The sequence below is a fragment of the Ruegeria sp. C12 genome (assembly GCF_056537745.1).
The window spans coordinates 29516-49351 of record NZ_JBQFSA010000011.1 but is presented as its reverse complement, the minus strand read 5'-3'; the positions used below and the strand labels follow the sequence as shown (position 1 = coordinate 49351).

Here is a 19836-nt window from a genome sequence, read left to right as displayed (position 1 = left end):
GCCCGACGCGTTCACAAGCGCGGAATGAAAAAACGCGCTGGCAAAATGTCTGGCGCCAAGTTCCCAGGCGTCATTCAGCTTGAAAGCCAAATGGAGGCATCGCTGGTTCGTTGCATGCAGGTCGACCCTCGTGTGGTCTCGCTTAAGCCACAGCCTTGCACAATCGACATGGGAACCGGAAGAGCATTTGCAAACAAAGAAGCGGCGCTAGAGGCTTATGAAGGGCGTCGGTACAGGCCTAAGCTTTATACACCGGACCTAGAAGTCAAACTTGTCGACGGCCGTTTGTTCTACTTGGACGCCAAGCACAGCGCTCACATAGATAAGAAACCTGAGTACCTGGACTATCCTTCACTTCTTGCCGAAGTCGGAGTCTCCCTGGTCATAGTTACTGAGGATTTGTTGCAAGGGCCGATTGATCGAAATGCCTGGCTGCTATTGCAAGGACAAGCCGAACAGACCGCCCCTCAACTTGCAAGCAGAATGGTGAACCTCAAACAGCAACGTGTCACGTTCAAAGAACTAAGAGAGAATATTGGTATCCCCCAAGCGAAGATCCTTCGTCTTATTCTTGATGGCTACCTGGTGTTCGATTTTTCACGCGAAGCTCTTGGGCCGTCCACGCACCTCAATACTGCGATCCGCGACCGAAGGCATCTGGAGGTAATCGAGTTTTGAAGCAGATCCTCAAAAAGCGGCACCAGAGAACCATTCAATTTAAGGGTGAGACCTACGCTGTTGATGGAGCGATAGCCGGGCGGGATGCATATGAAATCTCGAACTCGCAGGGTGAATCTTTTGAGATAACTGGGCAAGAATATCGGGACCATGTGCATAACGGGCTTGTGCAGCGTGGAGGTTTCGACAAACGCCCTCGCAATGTAACCACTGACGATGCACGTGTAGCTCAGCTCAGACTACGCATTGTGGAAAAGGCACTAAAGCTTGGTGAGGAAGGCGTTCAATGGGGAAAACGCATACCAATACTGAAACGCGAGTTTGCAGAAGAACCAACCTACAAAATCAAGGGTAATCGTTTTCCGAGGCAATCGACGGTTCAGAATTGGGTAAAATTGTATCGACACGGGGGGCCCGAAGCTCTCTTGCCCAAACACAGCAACTCTGGCAATCGTACGCCAAGGTACGACAGCGTTTTCCACGAGCTAGTACTCGATCTCTTGGAAATGCAATATACATCGTCGGACAGACAAAATCTGACAAGCTTATCCATAAATGCATACGATCAATACCAGTTCATCTGTCGTGAGCATGGCATAGAGCCCGGATGCTGTGGACGCAAGGCAGTCGAAGCGATTGTAAAAACAGTCCCACATTTTGACGTTCTGAAGTGGCAATTGGGCAGTAATGAAGCCCGCCAGCATATGCGTGTGGCCCAAAAATACTGTCACGTCGCAGCACCTTATGACCAAATAGAGTTGGATTGTACAAAAGCCGACATATTGCTGGTGGATGATGACGGAAATGTAATTGGACGCCCGTGGATTTGTGAGGCCATCGACTGTGCTACTGGTTGGATTGTTGCGTTACAGGTTTTCTTATCAGAACCGTCGTCAGAGCATGTAGCTAAGGCGCTAAAGGAGATGATCAGCTATCCTGAAGACGATTTTTTTGAGCAGCACAATATCGTCAACAGGAAGAAAATTGCTGCCATGCCGAAAATGGCCGTCATGGATCAGGGTTCGGAAAATGTGGGCGAACCTATCGATGCTTTCATCGCTGTTTCAGGTGTCCATGGTCACTGGGCAAGACCCAAAAATCCTCAAGAGAAACCATTTGCCGAAAACATGTTCTTGCCAGTGCGAAACAAGGTCAGTCAGCTTCCAGGAGCCACTAAGTCAAAAGCTTATCCTGACAGGAAACGAACACAAAAAGCGATGGAAGAAGCCTGTCTGACGTTGAGTAAATTCAACTCGATTATGCAGCGTTGGCGCTATGATGAATATGGAAGAACTCCAAGACGAAGAGTTCAGGACATCTACAAAAGAGGGGAAACACCAAGCGCCGCTTGGGACAGGTTGGCCGAAGAACACATTGTGCCTGAACCACCGTCTTTGGACGAGCATCAAGCGGCGTTGATGATCCGATCAGAAACGCGGACCTTGTGGCACTACGGCATCGAATTCGAGACTATGAACTATCACTCTGAGGACTTGGCAAGTCTTTATCGCCGAATTGGTCCAAATCAACGCGTCGAAATTCGCTACGCTCCCCTTGATGCAAGGGAAATTTTGGTGGTCGATCCGCACACAGGCGAATTGGTGCGCGCGTTCAATAAAGCAAAAGACTTGGCAGCACTTTCTTATAGTGAGCTGAGAGAATGCCGACCGCCTAAGCCGAAACACAACGGACCAATGAAAACGGCTGCGGAGCTCCATGCAGAGGTCGAAAAGCGTAGGGCATACAAGCAAGGCCCCAAGACAAAGATGCAAAAAAACCGCGCTGCGGCAATCGACAAGCTACGGGCTGCTGAAATGCAGAGCAGAAGTTTAAGGGACCCACAACTAATAGACCAAATACGGTCAGCAGTTGGTCCCAACAAGCTTGCGGTAACGAGATCAAAGAACTTGCCAAGGGTCGAAAGAAAAGATGCTGGACCAAACAACTAGTGGAGCTCTGCAAGGTGCATTCATTCGACATAGCCGCCACGAATGGGCTGTCTCGGAGATAAAACGTCTTTTGAATATTGCAGCAACCGAGGGTGGACGGATCATACCAATCTTGGGGCCGACGAGATGTGGAAAGACAGAACTGACAAAGGACTTGAAGGCACAAGTTGAAAATGACCGCCACGGCCCAAGTGCTATTCTGGTATCTTCAGATGTCATTCTGGGCCGACTTCCGCCACGGCCTTCCGAGCGGGATTATTACGGTTCCTGCTTGCGAAGCATGGGCTTTGATTTCGTAGAACGAGAGCGACCTGCCCAAATTCGAGAACGTCTCTTTCGGCTCGTAGCTGAGCACGGCATTCAAACAATCATTATCGACGAAGTGAACCATTGCGCCGAAACTCTGACTAGGCACTCGCGTCGACAAGCAGCTGATCACTTCAAGACTATTGTTGATGAAACCTCAGTCACTCTGATTTTAGCTGGGTTGCCAATGTTCGAAGCGGTTATGGACAGCAACGAGCAGTTTGCGGGACGCTGTTTGAACACCATTCGAATGAACCCCTATTGGTGGAGCGTTGAGGCTGATCGTATCGCGTTCTGCGATGCAATCTTTGCTGCCTTCTATTGTCTTGAGGAGTCCGGCATCCTTTTGGAGTTTGACCAAGACGATATGGTACGGCGATTGTACGGTGTTTCCGGCGGACGTGTGCCAGTGGCGTTGGAAGTACTGCGCGCGCCCCTGGCATTGGGTGCCCAAAATTCACAATACAGCACCAAAACGATTGCCAGGGCAGCGACGGATTCAGGCCTGGAGCGAGATCCGTATCAGTCGTTTTTTCAAGAAGAACCACCATCGGATACTGAGCTGATCAGGTCGTACATCAGAGTCATGGCAGATGCTGGTCTCGAAGTAGAGCCTATGACGTCGCATGAGCTTGCGATTATGCGAGGTGTATGAGGTGCCGGGTTTGTTTGCAGTACCACCATTGAAAGGCGAGAGCCTTATCGGATACTTGCGTCGTCTAGCCCATGTAAATGGATACAGAGATGTCTCTGAATTTTTGACACGGTTCCGGCGGAAGTATGGGCGAATTCTAGTCGAGAACATCGAGCACTTTGAGCAAGAGATGGGCTTAGAGAAAGGTTTGTTGGTTGCTATTTCCCCTTCTGCCAAACCTGAGTCACCCAGCTTAAACTGGCGTTTCGAGCGGCATCATAGCGATCCGATTTGCCCTTCATGTCTTGCCGATGGCTTACCCTTTCAACAAACTTGGCGTCATTACTTGGTGACTGCCTGTCACCATCACAAAACGCGTCTTCAAGATGTTTGCCCTGTCTGCAAAACCACATTGCGTCCGACGTCCGGCGGCTTTGATAAATGCAGATGTGGCTTTAGCTACTCCAATTTCCCACGGGTGGCAGCAAAGGACCACGAAGTGATCATCTCCGCCTTGATTGCGGGAGATTCAACGGTTGGCAATCGGTTTCTTGACCTTGCAGGAGGGCGTCAGGTCCCAAAAGACATTGGCGCTTTTATTTATTTCCTAGCGAGTGGTTTCGCTCAGAACCGCACGGGCAAGTCTGGGAAAACACAAACACCCAAAAGCGTTGCAGATTCGTTGGAACTGATTGAGCCGTTGGCAACTGTATTTGACCATTGGCCAAATGGGTTCGAAGAACACGTTCGAGGGTTGATACTGGCAGGAAATTCAGAAACCAACTCTGTGCCGTCCATGCTCGGAAGCTGGTATCAAAGACTTATGAAGTTCGAAGATGATGCGTACCAGCTTTTCAGAGATGCAGTGTCGCGTGCTGCTTCAACCGAGTTCAAGGGAACCTATCTGGGAAAGCTAACGCCGTTGCAAGCTCGGGAATGGGTCTCGGCTAAACAAGCGGCCAAGGAACTGGGAATTTCTGCACAGCGCTTGGTGGCTGAGGTTCAGTCAGGTCAAATTGCCGGAAAGCAAGCCCGTAGCGGGTATGGGCACCGGCATACGATGATTCCACGCTTCGAAATTTCGAACATCTATCTGGATAGGAAGCGGTATTGGGATGGGTTGCAGGCCAGAGACTACCTTGGTGTTACAAGAAAGCAATTTGATCTGCTTCGCGCGTCAGAATTGATCCACGAGGTTGCTGCTGAATACCGTCCTCCACTTGTTGATGGTTGCATTGACAGTGAAAGCCTAAAAGAGCTCACAACAAACATTCGAAACTGCACTCAAGTTCAAGCGGGAGAAACTATACCGTTCAATCAGCTCAACCTGAGGCGCACAACTGATCGAGCTGCTTTGATGCATGTTCTTCAGAAAATCTCCACAGGCGTTATCAAACCTGTTGTTGCGGAAGAAAACATGCGACTTGGGGAGTTTCATTTTTCAGTTTCCGACATCGACCGCGAACTTGGGACGCAGCGGTTATCAAAAGACTGGACCGCAAATGATGTCGCAAAGTTGACGGGCTGGAAGGCCCAGGCTGTAACTCACTGGTGCAAGCTGGGCCTACTCGGATCTCGCACCGTTCCGCATGGTCCAAGTGAGTCTTTCTTGGTCAAGCCGCAGCAGCTTGCGATCTTTTAAAGCGAGTACATGCCCGTTGCGACACTGGCTAGGTCAAGAGGAACAACGTCCCGGAAGCTCCTGTCTGATTTTGAGAGCAAAGGGATTGAGACCCATGGTGCGCAAATGGAAGGTAAGACGACGCGAGGGCACTTAGTAAAACTAAGTGACCTGGCTTCGCTGCTGTCTGAAGCTGCCTAGTGTTCGCCCGCGCCATCCGAAAAATGACTGAAATGCGATGTTAAATTGCGGGTTCGTGGTTGCGTGGCGGCATACCAGGCCCTCTCTAGTCAAGTCTCGGCGCTAAAGACTTCGAAGTAGGTATTCACCACACGCAACAGATGCTCAAAGTCACCCTGGACAGCGTCCTCGAGGAAGGCCCGAATTCTGGCTTGTTCAGCTCCGGCTTTTTCGGCTGCGGTCTGGCAGCGTGCCAGCACTTCAAACGCATTGCCGCTTGTCCTGGGCAGGTCGATGGTTGCAAGTTTTTTCATGTCAATTCCTCATCTAGAATACCGGGCAACCATTGCAGGTCGAAATTAATCTCAGGTATAAGAACTGCTGATTTTGCCCCCGATCCGGAGACTGATTGGGATTTAACATAAGTCGCGATTATGGAGCGTTTTCGCTCTCGTCAGCCAACCACCGCTGCACGAGAAAAACGGCCAGTCGTGAGTACACTTTCAGTGGTTACCTTGAGCCCAAGGTACAAAATGTTTCACCGGACACTAAGGTCAGCTATGCGCAGAAAGCAGACGTTGCAAAGTCGCCTGTATTCGCCACTTCTTGCATTCTGTGATGGCTTCCAAAGCTGGAAAGCGTAGCGACCAAAACCAATAATTCGAGTTCAACGAAGCATTGCCATTTTGAATATGACATCAACGACAGGAACTAGAAAACTGTTCATCGGCAGCTATGCGATGCGTTTCATCAGTACCTACTCAGCGTATCCAGTATCGCTTGCCGCGTTGCGTCATCATTGTGGAAAATCCTGCCGGCAAGAAACTCAGATGGAAACTCCGGCCACGTTTTGCGCATTTCGGAAATAAGTCGCTGAGCTTCTTCGGTATGTCCCAACTGATCCTGCGCAACGGCTTGGAACAGGAGAGAAGGAGCACTTACAGGCGCACCGGCTGCGGGCGCTCCTTTAAAGGCGTCCACAACGCCTTCGTAATTTCCGAGCATCAGTTGCGATACACCCCAAATGTTTCGTGCGCCAAAGCGGCCCGATCCTGACCTTAGTCTTACTGGATCGCTAACCTCAGCCGCGAGATCTGGGGCGCCCGCCATGATGGCGGTGATGCCGACAAGATCCAGAATATGACCATCCTTAGGCGCAAGTTCAGCGGACATTCTTGCGTATTTCATAGCCTCAACTGGGTTATTTTGGGTGGCCAGTACCCAACCATTTGCTCCGTTTGCCCAGGCATCGGCTGGAGATAGATCAAGTGCTTTTCCCGACATCTCCGAAGCTTGGAAAAAGAGGTCATCTCTTTGTGCTTTATCAGGGGACAGCATGGCCAAAGTCGCCAGGACCTGTGCCGATCCGGCATAACCATCGGAGAGTGCGGGATCTAGCTCCGTTGCATGCTGAAACATTCCCAGTGCTATTTGCTGGCGCTTGACATCGAAAACAGGAAAAAACATGCCTCTGGCTTGATCCGCAAGGTTAGCCGCCTGAAGCCTTGTCAAAGACTGCTCACCAAGAGCAGTTCGCTCAGCCTGTTCGATGGATTGAGCTGTCGGCAAAACCACCTTGGTATCCCGATTTAACCAAATGCCAATCACCGCAATCAACACCAAGCAACCCAGTCCCATTGGCAGCAGTTGCCGTAGACGCCGATGCCCGCCAAGCACATCGCTGTCGTGAACTCTTGAGTTGTCGTCTCCTGTCGTCCTTCCTTGCGAAAACCGTGGCTTGTATCCGCCGGAATCAACAAAAATTCGAACTCCCTCACCGTCCCATTGATCTTCGTAAAACTCATGTAGCAGTCGACGCAGCCGTCTGGCTTCGACGCGGACAAGATTCCGACCACCAGTACCATCAATGCTCCGACCGTAGACTTCGACCGCGATTGCTTTGCCACGAATCTGGGCGCCGCGACCCGCGAGAGTTTCTTCGACCACGTAAGTAAGAAATTGCTGGAGTCGAGGTGAAGCCTGGAATGCGACGCTGGAAACAACGCTCTGAAGTGCCCGTCGAACAAGCTCCGGAGAAGGCGGTGCAACATCTTGATCTATCGGCAATTCATTGGCTTGGTTCAAAGCAAACTCACCCCCAACTCACGGTGACTCACTTGGCGCATGTCGTCAACCGCACTCATCTTGATGTCAGAATAGATAGTGGGAACCGGGGATAATCCAGTGACTTGGGAATTGTGTGACGAACTTCCTGAGCTTTCCGATGCGCTTTCAGGGCGTATCGAAACGGATGCGTTGCTCAGCGAGGCAATCGAAGACCTAAAGAAAGTTACTACGCTGTTGGATGACACATCGATCACAGCCTCAGAGCGCGCGGAATGGGCCCACATCAGATCTGAACTCGTAAACGAGCTTCGCCGGATGGTGAAGCGCGCTCCTCGCAGCATTTCCAACTAAGGGCATAGCCATGACAAAAGAAGACAACGGCAAAGAACTTAAGAACGAACAGAACCAGCAACCTGACGACATCGAAAACCCTTCCCGGCGACACGTTATACAGGGACTGGCAGCAGGTGCGGTCGCAACCGGTGCCGTCAGCTACGGTACAGGAGCTGCACAGGCGCACCCCGGTGATGGACCACTAGGGGAAAGCCTAAAGAACCCGTACGGCGGTCGACCTGCCGGGGGCATCACTCTGCCGGAGTACTTCCGTCCCACAAAATACATGACAGGTTCGAACGCGAATTACTTCCCGCTGTCCGAGGACCTCGGGCCTGACGAAATGCGGATATCGTTCTGTGGTTCGACGCCATTTCCGCCCCGCGAAGATCAGGCTGGAACGTGCATCATGGTCGAGCTGGGTAACGGAAAGAGGTTCTTCTTCGACTTCGGGTCAGGTTGTGTTCGCAATATCATCGGGATGCAGGTTCCGGGTCAGTTGATCAATGATATCTTCATCACGCACCTGCATGTCGATCACTATGCCGACATCCCTTACATCTACCCGTTCCGGGCCTGGTCCGGTGGCTACACACCGCTGCGCATTCACGGCCCTTCTGGTCGCACACCAGAGCTTGGAACAGCGGGAATGGTTAAGGGTATGCAACAGATGCTGAAGTGGCATCTAGAGGCCTTTGATGTATTCCCGATTGGGGACGGCTACGAGATCGAAGTTAACGAATTCGATTTCCGCCAAGAAGGTGGCATCGTCTATGACGAAGATGGTGTGACTGTTCGGTCCTGGCCTCGTAGCCACGCCAAAGATGGTGCTGTTGGCTATAGGCTCGATTGGAATGGCCTGAGCTTCGTTTGGACCGGTGACGGCCGCCCTGACGAACTGAGTCTTGAATACGGAAAAGGCGTCGACGTCTTTGTAACCGAAATGTCCGGTCAGGATATCGGTCAGTTGATGACCTACAAATACGGTCTGCCGCAAGAGCTGTTCAACTACACAATCGATACGCATCATACATCGCACTATGCGGTCGGTAAGATGATGGCTGAGGCGCGCCCGCGGCTTGCAATGGTAACCCACTATACGCAAGACGAGGACATCGATGCCGAAATGCTGGCGGGAATCCGTGCCCACTACGATGGGCTGTTCGCTTGGGGTTTGGACGTCGCCGTCGTCAACGTCACCAAAGACGCAATCTGGTATCGGAAGGCGACACTTCCCGGAAAATCTGGTTCGGTCGCGCCATTCCGCGAATTGGGCAAGATGGAAGCAGAAGGCAAGATCACGTTGCCGGATGAAATCAAGCCGCCAGCACCGCGGTCATCACGCGCCGAACAGCAGGACCAGAAATACCGCGACATGGAGATTGATCCCAAGGAATACTATCCAGCTGACGTATTCCGAGCCCCCGATCCCGAGTGGCCAAGTGATTTCGTAATCAAGGTCGATGACGTCATCCCGAACCGCAAGAAGAAGGCGGAGCAATGATATGATCGAGTTCGGTTCGACATCCGCAATCCCTGTCACGATCCTTACCGGCTTTCTTGGGGCCGGTAAGACAACACTTTTGAACCGGATCCTAACAGGCAATCACGGGTTGCGGGTTGCAGTTCTGGTCAACGACTTTGGATCCATCAATGTCGATGCTGACTTGGTAGTCGGTCTCGAAGATGATGTAATGAGTTTAGCAAATGGCTGCGTGTGCTGCTCGATCCGAGATGACCTGATCGAAACGGTAGAAGCCGTTCTCGCCCGGCCTGAGAAACCGGAATACATCGTCCTTGAAGCAAGCGGAGTGTCGGACCCGTCATCAATTGCGATGACATTTACCGATCAGAAGTTTCGGGACATGATCCGCTTGGACAGCCTTATGTGCCTGGTCGATGCGGAACAACTATTTTCTGCGCCGGAACAAATGGAACTGAAGCTCCGTCAAATCGCGTTCTCGGACATGGTTATTTTGAACAAGGTCGACCTCGTCGACAGGGCGGCTGTTCAAAGGGTGCACGATTGGCTCGGGTCTCGCTTCCGTCGATATCGTCTGGTCGAAGCCGTCAACGCAGATGTCCCATTGGATATACTTCTTTCAGTTGGTCGCTTTGCCGCCGAACAGCTCGAAACAGAAATACCCGATCATCATGAACATGGGCCCGATTGTGGTTGCCACCACTCTGATCACTCGAACAGCTTCTCTACAACTATGATGAAAGCTAAGCGCCCGATAAGCTTGTCTTCTCTTCGGAGTGCAATTCGAAAGCTTCCGGGTGATGTTTATCGCCTTAAGGGCTTTGTATTCAGTGAAGAGGATCCGGATCATCGCATTCTTGTACAGGTTGTCGGAAAGCGCATGGACATCGCAAGGGATGGCGCATGGGGCCACCGAAAACCTGAAACAAGGCTTGTTGCAATAGGTGCACCAGGGGCCCTTTCGGAATACGAGCTTTCCGATGCGTTGTTGGCGACCGCATAGTAGCAAGTTAGACCAAACTTGTTTGCGTGTGTTTGTAAAACTCCAACACGTAACAGCTCGAAAGCCCGCAGTACCGCGGACCGTATATGGAGAAAAACCTAATTGCTGAAGCAGTTTAGGAAATGGAGCCAAGCGATCAGATTGCTTGCACTTGCCACTGCGATTGTCTTGTCGGGAACGGCTTTATGCGCGCAGGACGTTTCAAGTCGAGAACTTGAAGATACAACCCCAAACCTCGGATTGCCGAGTTCAGCTGGAGGACAAGATGCCGAGTTGCTTTCCGCTTTCCACGGGCTCGAGGCGTTGCCCCGTGTAGCAAATCTCATTTGCAGAGGTTCCAGGGGCAAAGACGGGATGCCTGTAATTTTTGCAACCGAGGTAGATCTGGAAACTATGCAGGCAGGTGACTTCAGAGTTGTAACAAAGTCAGGCCAGATCGGAACAATGCATTGCGCGTCAGTGTTGCCCGCTACCGATCCTGGTGAATTGCGCACGGTGCTTCTCATCGGAGACTTTGGGAACGTTGCCGAGGATCCCCCCGTTACAGTCGAGGTTATTGGGCACCTTCATTCCATCGAAGGGACACTTGATTTTCGAGGTGCCACTGTAGCCGTGACTCCGCTGGAAGACGGGCCCTCAATGATCTTTGCCGAGGTTGTTGAGGATTGGACTTTGGTCGGAAACTTGGGGCCACGTCGCACTAGAGGAAGCCTTTGTCCAAGTGACAACATCGTACAAGCAATTAGGGTCACTTGGGCGGGCGGGGTTACGCTGGCCAATGGCAAAGAACCCGGTGACGTGGAACGTGATCTGTACAGTATTACTGTAGTGGCCGAGGATGGATCACAACGCATAGTGACACCCGCGGCGCTCGCAGATCTGGGCGACGGAGACAATAACCACATGCTCTGCCTTGATACAAAGGATCGACCTATCTCGGTGTCATTCCCGGCTGGTATTCTGACGGATCCGAATGACGATCTGAACCCTGCAACCAGCATATTTCTCACCAAACCTAGGTAAGAAACTCGATTGAATATTTTGCAATGAACTCTTAGCCGAAAACGCTCGGTTGGGCCGGTTGCGGGCATTGCAGTGGTTTATGCGAAAGAATGGAATTATACTCAAAGCCGCCTTTGCAAAGCTCAGTAATGAAAGTCCGGTTTGGGCTGACTGCGGCCTATCGCAAAATTTCAAAAAACCGGCGACACTTACCCTTCCTAGACCTGCTTTAGGGCGAGTTCTCCCCACTCATCAGCGCTCATGCTTTTCCGCGCTAACCCATCCTCTGAGGCGAACTGCGCTGCTTTGAGGAGGAGAAAGGCCACGGTGATGGCGTCTAGCTCGCAGCGGTTCTCGAATTCTTCGGTCGTCTCATTGGGCCCTTTTTCTGACATTCCCATTCCCCTCTGTATCTGACGCTTTCGGGCAATTGGCTAACTTTGCATAATACTTCATCGCCCTCAGAAAGCCAGTTCTCGGGCGTGCGAGCGCTTCTTCAGGAGAGGCTCTAATTCTGCAAACAAGCTCGTCTTCCAGCGCGAGTAGTTTGCGATGGTGCAGAAGGACAGGAGACCGGCTCCGGTACTCTTCATTGCTCGTTTTGCTGGGTGTCATCTGGCGACACATCGTGCTCATTGTCAGACGTTGCTTCAATCTCCTGTACAGCCAACTCGGCAATTTTTTGAACCAGATACCAAACGCTGCTGCGGCGTGTGTGCCCCTTAATCCAGCCGGTCACATCCTGAGCCGGGATGTCGAGATATGGGGCTTCATCTTCGAATACTCGGACCTTGTAGTCAGAAATATCTGCAAGCCCGGACATGTTTCCTGCATGGGCTTCCGCGATTGGAGTATGGTTTACATAAACAACAACTCTAAGCATTTTCGTCCTTCCTATTTTGTGGTGTTTGCACGCTTGGCCCTCGTGGGCCTGCCTTAGTTCCACGAGTGGTTTTTGGTTTTCTGATGCAGAAGGCCCCGCACCAGCCGTCTCAAAATCCGAACTGATCTGTGCCGCCCATAGGTGTCTACCAGAGCTTCGACATCGCCCAGATCCAGCCGAAAGAACTCAGGCCTCAATCCAAAATCAGCAGCGAATTCACTCACCAGGCTTTGAATGATCGCAGGCAGTTGCTCCGGTGTTGGAGGCGGGATTTCATAGATTGTGCAACGGCTGAGAAGAGGGGCGGGTACGCCAGTCAGATCATTTGCTGTCAGAATCCAACTCACATGCGAGGCATCCACGTCAGCCGCCAGATATTTCTCTCGATATCTCCTGGCTTCAGAGGGCTCGAGCAACGCAAGAAGTTCGCCGGTGATATCTCCGTTGCGGCTCGCGTGCGTCTTGTCGATTTCGTCGAGGATGATCATTGGGTTAAGGACGCGTGCCGTTGCCACGGCCTCCGTCACGATCCCTGCATGCGCGCTACTCCAACCTACCGAAAGACCAAACAAATGGTTCTCCGATTTGCCGCCGACGTTTGCGCTTTGCACATAAAGGCCGAGAGCTTTACAGGCTGTCTTTGCAAAAGCTGTTTTGCCAATGCCGGGCTCGCCAACCAGTAGGGTGGGTTGGATATGAAGGATGTCAGATCCGATGCTCCATCGGCACTCGATATGGTGGACCATCCCCTCGATGACGAAGTTGCAATGAGGGAACCTTTGTGAAACTGCACGAAGCTCGTTCAGCTCATCAAGTGAGCCCAGTCGGGCGAACTGATTGCTCCAGGTTGTGAGTTGCTTGATATGTTCCGGCATCTCGTTTCGGAGGGTGCGCGGCAGGTACTCAAAGTCCACCTTGTCCAGAAGATATCGGGCAGCAGTGGCTTTCTCACTCTCTGCGCGAGAGGCTTCCATATTCATGTCGGCAGCATGACGTTCGGAGATGAGGCACATGACCTCTTTCCAGCGCTTCAGACTCGTCATCTGTTCCACCATGTCCTGGGCGAAGACGGTGAGAGCAGGATCGATTTCCCTCAAACGGTTAATTTCAGTCTGCCGCCAGTTGTCAGGATCATCGCTAAATCTTGCGGTTTCTTCAGATCGTTTATTGATCACCTTGAGGAGGTCTTCAGAACTGGCCCTTTCCAAAATCCTTTGCTTCACGATTTCCCAGGAGGCAAAGGAGTTGGCTGCGCTCAAAACAGGGCGGAGGATGTCTGCCTCGTCATGGCAAAAGCCAGCCAGCGCAAAAATCTCATCTTCTTCCCAGGTTGTTCCACTCATCGGGTTACCACCCTTTCGCCACGCAGGCGGGACATCGGTGACCCGATGCGCCCCAGGCAATTTGTCCGATATAGCCGCAGCTACGACATTGAAGCGCATCTCGCTTGGCACGAGTATTCAAACGCACCGTGGGAAAGGTCTCCATCCGCTCAGTGGCCGCCTCGTGCGCGTGCCAACAGCACAGGTTGACATGCCAGGCAGCGATGACCTGAGCTGTGGATGCGTTACCGCACCGCTCACAGGACATCTCTGCTTCCTGCATAGCTTGCTGCAACCGCAGTTGAATGAAAGTGTCTTCCTGCGCCCCATCCATATAGATTCGAAGCGAGCCGAATTTCTGCTTGATCAGGCCGACCGAGGGATAGCTTTCTTCACGCCGGTCGCAGTGCTTCTTGATCGCTTCAAAGCACTCGGCGACAATACGAACCCAGCCCAGGTTGATTTTTCCGAGGTGCTTCTCAACGGAGCCGCGGATGTCGTCGTAGTCGAAGATGTCACTCATTCGCCGGATCCCCGGTTCTAGGGGGCTGGGATTCTTGAACTGAAGCGATTTCCTCCAGCACAGCAACAAGACGATGCAGGCCTTTTTCTGTCTCTGCCGCCACCGTCGATTTGAGAGCAGAGAAGTGTTCGTCCGGTAAGTCGAACAGGCATTCAGAGACGTTTTTATGACTGATACTGTCAGGATCGAATTCGTGAAAAGGGAATACCAATCGCAGAATGGCGTCTGGAGGAAGACGGCGTCGGTCTTCTTTCCCATAGTCTGAGTACATGCGACCTGTAGCGCCATGGAACAGAAGCGTTTCTTTCAGCTCACCAGTCTCGATGCGCGTTTTGACTTCCGATAGAAGCTCGTCGTTGGCGTAGAGCTTCAGGCGTCTTTTCAGGTCTTCATTTGTATTGGGGTCCTGTGACATGGAATGCCTCCAAAGGATGGTAGGAGGCGCCGGAATCGAACCGGCTCGTGCACTCTGATCTGGAGCTATTACAGGGGTATAAGCCCCGCCCGCATGCCAATGCTGCCTCCCACGAGTTTCGCGTGGGGTATCGACTTAAGCCGGTATTCGTTGGCAGTGGATGCGTGTGTTGGTCATGGGGCGAAGCTGCATCTGCTCGGGGCATCGTGTCAACATGAAGCGTGCAAAACGTCGTGATTCACCGCGTAGTTCCGGGAACTTTCTATCATGGGTTGTGAGAAACGCTGCCTCCCGACCGTATCAGGCGCGTATATTTTCCCACTCAAGGGGAGATTCGCGAGGTGATTCTGGTTTCTCAAAAAGCGCCCGGAAGTCCGGAGTCTTAGTCGGCGCGAACTGGTTTGCAGGTTCCGTGTTTTCTCTGAGACAGCGGGAGACCAGCTCTTAAGTCACTCCACATGAGGCGATGAGTTTCGTGAGCGGCGTGGAACCCGCCCAGATCTCACCAGCCTTTTTTCACGCAACTGGGGCACCTCCGCCTGTCATCTGAACGGTCGATATGTCCAACATAGCCACAGACCGAACAGACGAGGTGCTCGGGGGCGTCTGTTCGGCGGAAATAGCGGCGTTTGTGCTTATCGAACCGCTTGGCCGCTTCTTCATGCGCGCACCAACAGCATAAGGTTATGATCCAGCTATCTAAATCATGCGGGCGTGCCGCGTTCCCGCATCGCTCGCAACTCTGGTTCGCCCTATCGATAGTAGCTGCGACCCAGCCGCGGATGCGTTCATCCTCGGATGCCTTGCTAAAGTAAATCCGGAGTTCGCCAAACTTCTCCTTGATCTGGAGTACCTTTGGATACTCGACCTCAATCTCGTCACTGCGTGCTTTGATGTGCTCAAAAAGCTCAGTCACGATCCCTGACCAACCGAGTGGAGTTTCGCCCAATTCGCGTTCTACGCTTGATCTAATGTTGTCGTAGTCGACCACATTGATGGTGGCTTCAGCTTCAGACATTACGCGCCCTCCTGGAATTCCGCCGGTGGGGGTCAGGTCCGATGGGGTTCCGTCAGTACTTCGGTGGACAAAATGGTCTTTGCTTGTCGCATCAACTGCAAGTTGTAGTATCTATTACTACAGGAAAGTCGCGTTTCTTTGTGCCGGATTTGCAACTGCTTCGCGTCACCCATGACCACAGGAACTAACGGCCCGGCGGTGAGGTTTTTTCCTAGAGCGCGTGCTTATCCTGCCTTTGCTTTTCCAACCGTTCTATCTCGGCTTTCAACAACGCGATCCTCTGCGATGTCTGATGTTCCGCGATCAGATCGAGGAACATCTTGGTTTTACCGCCATGTTTCATGCCATAACGCTCATAGACTAACGCATTAAACGCATCCAGTTTCGCCTTAGGGATCCTAAACTGGATGTGCTCAAACTGTTCGGTCTCTGTTTTTGTCATCGAATCCACCATTGTTGTCTGATGATAGCAGACCGAAGCTAGTGGTGTTGGCAAAGCTTCAGCCAGGACATTGGCACTCAGAAAAACTCCAGGACGCGCCGTCCATTGCGAGCCTCGCTAACTCTCACCACACAGAACGAACCCGCCATTCAATTGGGGACCTTGAATGGCGGGATCCGGTCTTTCGGTGACGGTTCTGAGTGGACTTCAACCGTGTTGTGAAGTGTCACACCAACGCGGCTGCATGAACTGCGGGATCGCCTTTGTCCTGCCACTCAGTTTCTCGACTGACCCTTCCGTCAACTCCAGCGCCATCGCCGTATTGCCGGGGAAGGTTTTCGGATGGCCGCTTCCAGCCCAAAGCATGCGTAATTGGGCTGACCCATATCTGAGGTCGAGCTCCCGATAGGATCACAGGAGATCTGTGAACAAGGGAGAATGACGATGGAGTACTTTGCAGGCTTGGATGTATCGCTGCGGTCTTGCGCAGTTTGTGTTGTGGATGGCAAAGGTGCTGTTCTGTTTGAGCGAGACCTTCCTTTTGAGATCGAAGAGATTGGAGGGTATCTGACCGCGCTTCCCTTCCCGATTGAGCGCATTGGCTTTGAATCTGGGACTTTGAGCCAGCATCTTTTCTACGGCCTGACCGCGGCAGGGTTCGATGTTGTCTGCATGGAGGCGCGTCAGGTGAGTGCCGCGCTGTCCGCGATGCGCAACAAGACAGATCGCAACGATGCACGTGGTATTGCCCAGATTTTGCGGACGGGTTGGTTCAGCCCCGTTCACATGAAGAGCCGAGAGGCTCATGGTGTTCGAGCTCTTTTGAGAACGCGGAAGGCGTTACTTAGCAAGACCATTGATTTGGCCAACGAAGTACGCGGTCTACTGAAGATATTCGGCATACGGCTGCCAAAGACGGTGAAGCATGGCAGCTTTGACGGCGTTGTCCGGCCGATGATCGAGATGGACGAGGTTCTGGCCCATGCCATGCTGCCGCTGCTCGATGCACGGTTGGTTCTATATCAGCACTTTCTGGAACTGGATCGCCGGGTCAAGCGCGCAGCAAGCCAGGACGAGGTTAGCATGCGCATGATGACAGTCCCTGGTGTTGGACCAATCGCAGCCCTGACGTTCAAGGCCGCTGTCGATGACCCTGCGCGCTTCAAACGATCCCGAACAGTGGCCGCCCACTTTGGGCTGACACCCCGACGGTTCCAATCCGGTGAGCATGACAACCCCGGACGTATATCCAAAGCCGGGGATCGAGATGTCCGTGCAACCCTCTATGCTGCTGCCAATGCCTTGCTCATGCGAACCATGGCCGGATCGCAGATCAAGTCATGGGGTATGCGCCTGATGCGCACTAAAGGGCGTCGACGCGCCGTTGTGGCTGTTGCTCGCAAATTGGCTGTCATGCTTCACCGAATGTGGGCGGATGGAACCGAGTTCCGTTCGGAAAAGATGGAGGGCATGGCATGATCTAAACGCCCTACATCAATCTGAACGGGGTCGTCCTCACCGGACGAGGTTCGTGGATGAAGCCGAAAATGTCTGCTGCGCCAACAAAAGCGCGTCTCAAAGCGAGGCTCTCCACAACCAATCCGACACATGCGTGCAGCGATGCCCCGCGCGGCGTCAATCAGACTGCGAAGAGAAGCGTGACCCGGATGAGCGAAAAAGATCCCAAACAACGAAGAAATACGAGCTTGACCCAAACGCCCAATTAGAGAAGCGGACATCGAAATTGCTCAAACTAACGGTCTCTCACCAGTGAACAGCCTGGTCCAATATAGATCACCGAATTCCACATCTCTTCTGTAACTTTGTAGTTGCCGGTTCCTCTTTCTTGGTCGTCTGTTGGGCTGAGTCCTGCTGAGGCGGATCTGGCTCACCCAAATGCCTTCTTCCATACAGTACTTCTGCCCGGCGCAGCGACATTCCTGCTCCTCTTTGACCAGTACGTCGTTCCGGATTCACGTGTATTCTAGGCCGTTGAGACAATAACCTCTGCTTCGATTTCAATTGGGAAGTTGATTGGTAGACCTGCCACCCCGACCGCCGTACGTGAATGGCGGCCAATCTCTTCTCCAAAGACGTCAATGATCAAATCCGTGAAACCGTTGAGAACCGCAGGCGTATCGCTAAAGCCAGATTTGCAATTGATCATCCCATGGACTCGGCACCACCCCGTTATTCGGTTTAGACTGCCAAGTTCGCGCTTTAGACTGCCGAGAATAGAAAGCCCGACTTTGCGTGCTGAGGCGTAGCCCTCTTCAACAGACACGTTTTCCCCGACTGCTCCAAATGGCCCGGCCGGAGTACCGTCTATTTCTTGTGGTCCATGACCAGATACGAACGCTCGGTCGCCCCGAACATTAATCCACGGAAATGGCAACACCATACCAACAGGCAATTTCAGCGGCGCAGGTAAAATGATGTTGTGGTGTATCAATCGCTGTTCGGCGTCGATCATGGTACTCTCCCTCGCTGACATGCAAGGACCTTACCATAAACCATGCCCAAAGTTGGCCTCGACCACCAAACTTTGCAATGTCCGCTTCTCTAATCGGGCTTTTGGGTCAAGTTCATTTCATTGTTTGGTTTCCGACTTTTGGGATCACTGTCCTTCATCCGGGTCACGCTTCTCTTCGCAGTCATTGTTGGTCCGGTTCGGTTGGACCGCTGCATGCATGTGTCGGATTGGACGTAGAGCGCCCCGCTTCGTCTCGCGCTCAGATCGTCGCAGCAGACATATTCGGCGTCATCTACAGACCTCGTCCGGTGAGGGACGATCCCGTCGCTTGTCTTTGGGAGGCTGTCAGGTCATAGCGCCCTCCAAAGGTCTGTGACGGAACTCGGTGTTATCCGCCCACATGCGGTGCATGATGACGGCCAGTTTGCGAGCGACGGCCACGACAGCCCGGCGGCGGCCCTTGCGGCGCATGAGGCGCAGACCCCAGCTCTTGATCTCGGAACTCGCGACCGATCTCATCATCATTGCGTTGGCTGCTGCGTAAAGCGTGGCACGGACATCACGGTCACCAGCCTTGGAGATGCGGCCGGGATTGTCGGTTTCTCCAGATTGATATCGTCGGGGCGTCAATCCAAAGTGCGCCGCAACTGTACGAGAACTGGTGAACCGTGTCGGATCATCGACCGCAGCCCGGAAGGTGAGTGTAGCGATTGGCCCGACGCCGGGTATCGCCATGAAGCGCAGGCAGATCGCGTCGTGACTAGCGGCTTGCTTCACGCGCCTGTCCAACTCGCGGTAGGTCTTATAGAGCATCGCTCGCGCGTCCAAGAGTGGCAGCAGGGCGCGAGACAGATCCGGATCGGCTTCGATCAACGGCCTGACCCGCTCATCGAACGACCCCTGATCAACGCGGGACGGCAAGCGGAGACCGAAGACTCGGAACAGCCCCCGAACCTCATTTGCCAGATCGATGCATTTCTTTTGGACAGCCTTTCGGCTGCTCAGCAAGGCGCGATAGGCGTGCGCCTCCCGGCTCTTGATGAAGACCTTGCTATACCACCCGGACCGCAGAACCTGCGCGATCCCACGAGCGTCCGTTTTATCGGTCTTGTTCCGCATCGCGGACAGCGCCGCATTTACCTGGCGCGCTTCCATGCACACAACATCAAAGCCAGCACTTTGAAGGCCGAAATAGAGATGCTGGCTCATCGCGCCAGACTCAAAGCCGATCCGGCACTGGCCCTGCGGCACATCGCGTAGGCAGGCCGCAATATCTTCAATCTCGCAAGCAACAGCGCGTTCAAAGACGTGCTTGCCACTGGCGTCAATCACGCAGACGGCCACAGACCGCAGCGATACGTCCAAACCCACAAAGTAATCCATTTCGTTCTCCTCAGATTGCAGCAACTGCTGCAACTCTATCGAGAACCTGACCCATCCATCAGGCCAGCCCGATTACCCATGCTTCGTCCGCCAAGCGGCCGTTCAAAATCAGTGAAAAGAT

The 19836-nt window shown here is 52.8% G+C and carries 20 protein-coding genes and 1 tRNA gene; 9 read left to right on the top strand and 12 right to left on the bottom strand.

All coding sequences use genetic code 11. The features are described from left to right. Positions 1–24: 24 nt before the first annotated feature. The 4 genes from ACR0C9_RS19620 to ACR0C9_RS19605 are packed head-to-tail and all read left to right on the top strand — an operon-like array spanning position 25 to position 5209. On the top strand, positions 25–678 hold the full coding sequence (locus ACR0C9_RS19620; protein WP_480781850.1) for a hypothetical protein: 654 nt from the start codon (positions 25–27) through the stop codon (positions 676–678). Continuing rightward, positions 675–2627: a Mu transposase C-terminal domain-containing protein gene (locus ACR0C9_RS19615; RefSeq protein WP_480781849.1), complete on the top strand. Its 1953-nt coding sequence runs from the start codon at positions 675–677 to the stop codon at positions 2625–2627. The genes ACR0C9_RS19620 and ACR0C9_RS19615 overlap by 4 nt, the downstream gene beginning before the upstream one ends. After that, positions 2608–3588 (top strand): TniB family NTP-binding protein, encoded by a 981-nt coding sequence (locus tag ACR0C9_RS19610; protein WP_480781848.1) that lies wholly within the window; start codon positions 2608–2610, stop codon positions 3586–3588. The genes ACR0C9_RS19615 and ACR0C9_RS19610 overlap by 20 nt, the downstream gene beginning before the upstream one ends. Continuing rightward, positions 3560–5209 (top strand): TniQ family protein, encoded by a 1650-nt coding sequence (locus tag ACR0C9_RS19605; protein WP_480781847.1) that lies wholly within the window; start codon positions 3560–3562, stop codon positions 5207–5209. Before ACR0C9_RS19610 ends, ACR0C9_RS19605 begins: the two co-directional genes overlap by 29 nt. Before the next feature lie 269 nt (positions 5210–5478). Here ACR0C9_RS19605 and ACR0C9_RS19600 read toward each other — a convergent pair whose 3' ends face one another. Beyond that, on the bottom strand, positions 5479–5682 hold the full coding sequence (locus tag ACR0C9_RS19600; RefSeq protein ID WP_480781846.1) for a hypothetical protein: 204 nt from the start codon (positions 5680–5682) through the stop codon (positions 5479–5481). A gap of 436 nt (positions 5683–6118) precedes the next feature. Continuing rightward, complete coding sequence (locus ACR0C9_RS19595; protein WP_480781845.1) at positions 6119–7453, bottom strand: hypothetical protein; 1335 nt, start codon at positions 7451–7453, stop codon at positions 6119–6121. Positions 7454–7552: 99 nt separating this feature from the next. On the opposite strand from ACR0C9_RS19595, the gene ACR0C9_RS19590 reads away from it, so the two are divergent. From ACR0C9_RS19590 to ACR0C9_RS19575, 4 genes are all read left to right on the top strand, one after another. Next, positions 7553–7786 (top strand): hypothetical protein, encoded by a 234-nt coding sequence (locus ACR0C9_RS19590; RefSeq protein WP_480781844.1) that lies wholly within the window; start codon positions 7553–7555, stop codon positions 7784–7786. 10 nt (positions 7787–7796) lie between these two features. Beyond that, positions 7797–9272, top strand: coding sequence for a guanitoxin biosynthesis MBL fold metallo-hydrolase GntH (gntH, locus tag ACR0C9_RS19585; RefSeq protein WP_480781843.1), 1476 nt, complete (start codon positions 7797–7799; stop codon positions 9270–9272). A gap of 1 nt (position 9273) precedes the next feature. Further along, positions 9274–10254, top strand: a complete 981-nt coding sequence (locus ACR0C9_RS19580) for a CobW family GTP-binding protein (RefSeq protein ID WP_480781842.1) — start codon at positions 9274–9276, stop codon at positions 10252–10254. A gap of 102 nt (positions 10255–10356) precedes the next feature. Further along, on the top strand, positions 10357–11277 hold the full coding sequence (locus tag ACR0C9_RS19575) for a hypothetical protein (protein ID WP_480781841.1): 921 nt from the start codon (positions 10357–10359) through the stop codon (positions 11275–11277). Between the two features lie 197 nt (positions 11278–11474). Here ACR0C9_RS19575 and ACR0C9_RS19570 read toward each other — a convergent pair whose 3' ends face one another. From ACR0C9_RS19570 to ACR0C9_RS19535, 8 genes are all read right to left on the bottom strand, one after another. Further along, positions 11475–11651, bottom strand: coding sequence for a hypothetical protein (locus ACR0C9_RS19570; protein ID WP_480781840.1), 177 nt, complete (start codon positions 11649–11651; stop codon positions 11475–11477). Positions 11652–11845: 194 nt separating this feature from the next. Continuing rightward, a complete protein-coding gene (locus tag ACR0C9_RS19565; protein ID WP_171105884.1) occupies positions 11846–12139 on the bottom strand; it encodes a hypothetical protein in 294 nt (97 codons plus the stop codon). Between the two features lie 53 nt (positions 12140–12192). Then, a complete protein-coding gene (locus ACR0C9_RS19560; RefSeq protein ID WP_480781839.1) occupies positions 12193–13482 on the bottom strand; it encodes an AAA family ATPase in 1290 nt (429 codons plus the stop codon). A gap of 4 nt (positions 13483–13486) precedes the next feature. Next, positions 13487–13984, bottom strand: a complete 498-nt coding sequence (locus ACR0C9_RS19555) for a hypothetical protein (RefSeq protein ID WP_171105880.1) — start codon at positions 13982–13984, stop codon at positions 13487–13489. After that, complete coding sequence (locus tag ACR0C9_RS19550; protein ID WP_171105879.1) at positions 13977–14399, bottom strand: hypothetical protein; 423 nt, start codon at positions 14397–14399, stop codon at positions 13977–13979. The genes ACR0C9_RS19555 and ACR0C9_RS19550 overlap by 8 nt, the downstream gene beginning before the upstream one ends. 17 nt (positions 14400–14416) lie before the next feature. Continuing rightward, a tRNA-Ile gene (locus ACR0C9_RS19545) sits at positions 14417–14510 on the bottom strand. Between the two features lie 391 nt (positions 14511–14901). Next, the gene (locus ACR0C9_RS19540) at positions 14902–15417 is read right to left on the bottom strand and encodes a hypothetical protein (protein ID WP_480781838.1); all 516 of its coding nucleotides are present in this window, start codon (positions 15415–15417) and stop codon (positions 14902–14904) included. A gap of 211 nt (positions 15418–15628) precedes the next feature. Then, positions 15629–15859 carry a DUF1192 family protein gene (locus tag ACR0C9_RS19535; protein WP_480781837.1) on the bottom strand — a complete coding sequence of 77 codons (231 nt, stop codon included), beginning with the start codon at positions 15857–15859 and terminating at the stop codon, positions 15629–15631. A 444-nt stretch (positions 15860–16303) separates the two neighbouring features. Here ACR0C9_RS19535 and ACR0C9_RS19530 point away from each other — a divergent pair, with 444 nt between their 5' ends. Next, complete coding sequence (locus ACR0C9_RS19530; RefSeq protein WP_480781836.1) at positions 16304–17338, top strand: IS110 family RNA-guided transposase; 1035 nt, start codon at positions 16304–16306, stop codon at positions 17336–17338. A 505-nt stretch (positions 17339–17843) separates the two neighbouring features. On the opposite strand, the gene ACR0C9_RS19525 is transcribed toward ACR0C9_RS19530, so the two are convergent. Both ACR0C9_RS19525 and ACR0C9_RS19520 read right to left on the bottom strand, forming a co-directional pair. After that, on the bottom strand, positions 17844–18332 hold the full coding sequence (locus ACR0C9_RS19525) for a RidA family protein (protein ID WP_170520075.1): 489 nt from the start codon (positions 18330–18332) through the stop codon (positions 17844–17846). A gap of 345 nt (positions 18333–18677) precedes the next feature. Continuing rightward, positions 18678–19715 carry an IS110 family RNA-guided transposase gene (locus ACR0C9_RS19520; RefSeq protein ID WP_480781909.1) on the bottom strand — a complete coding sequence of 346 codons (1038 nt, stop codon included), beginning with the start codon at positions 19713–19715 and terminating at the stop codon, positions 18678–18680. Between the last annotated feature and the right edge of the window lie 121 nt (positions 19716–19836).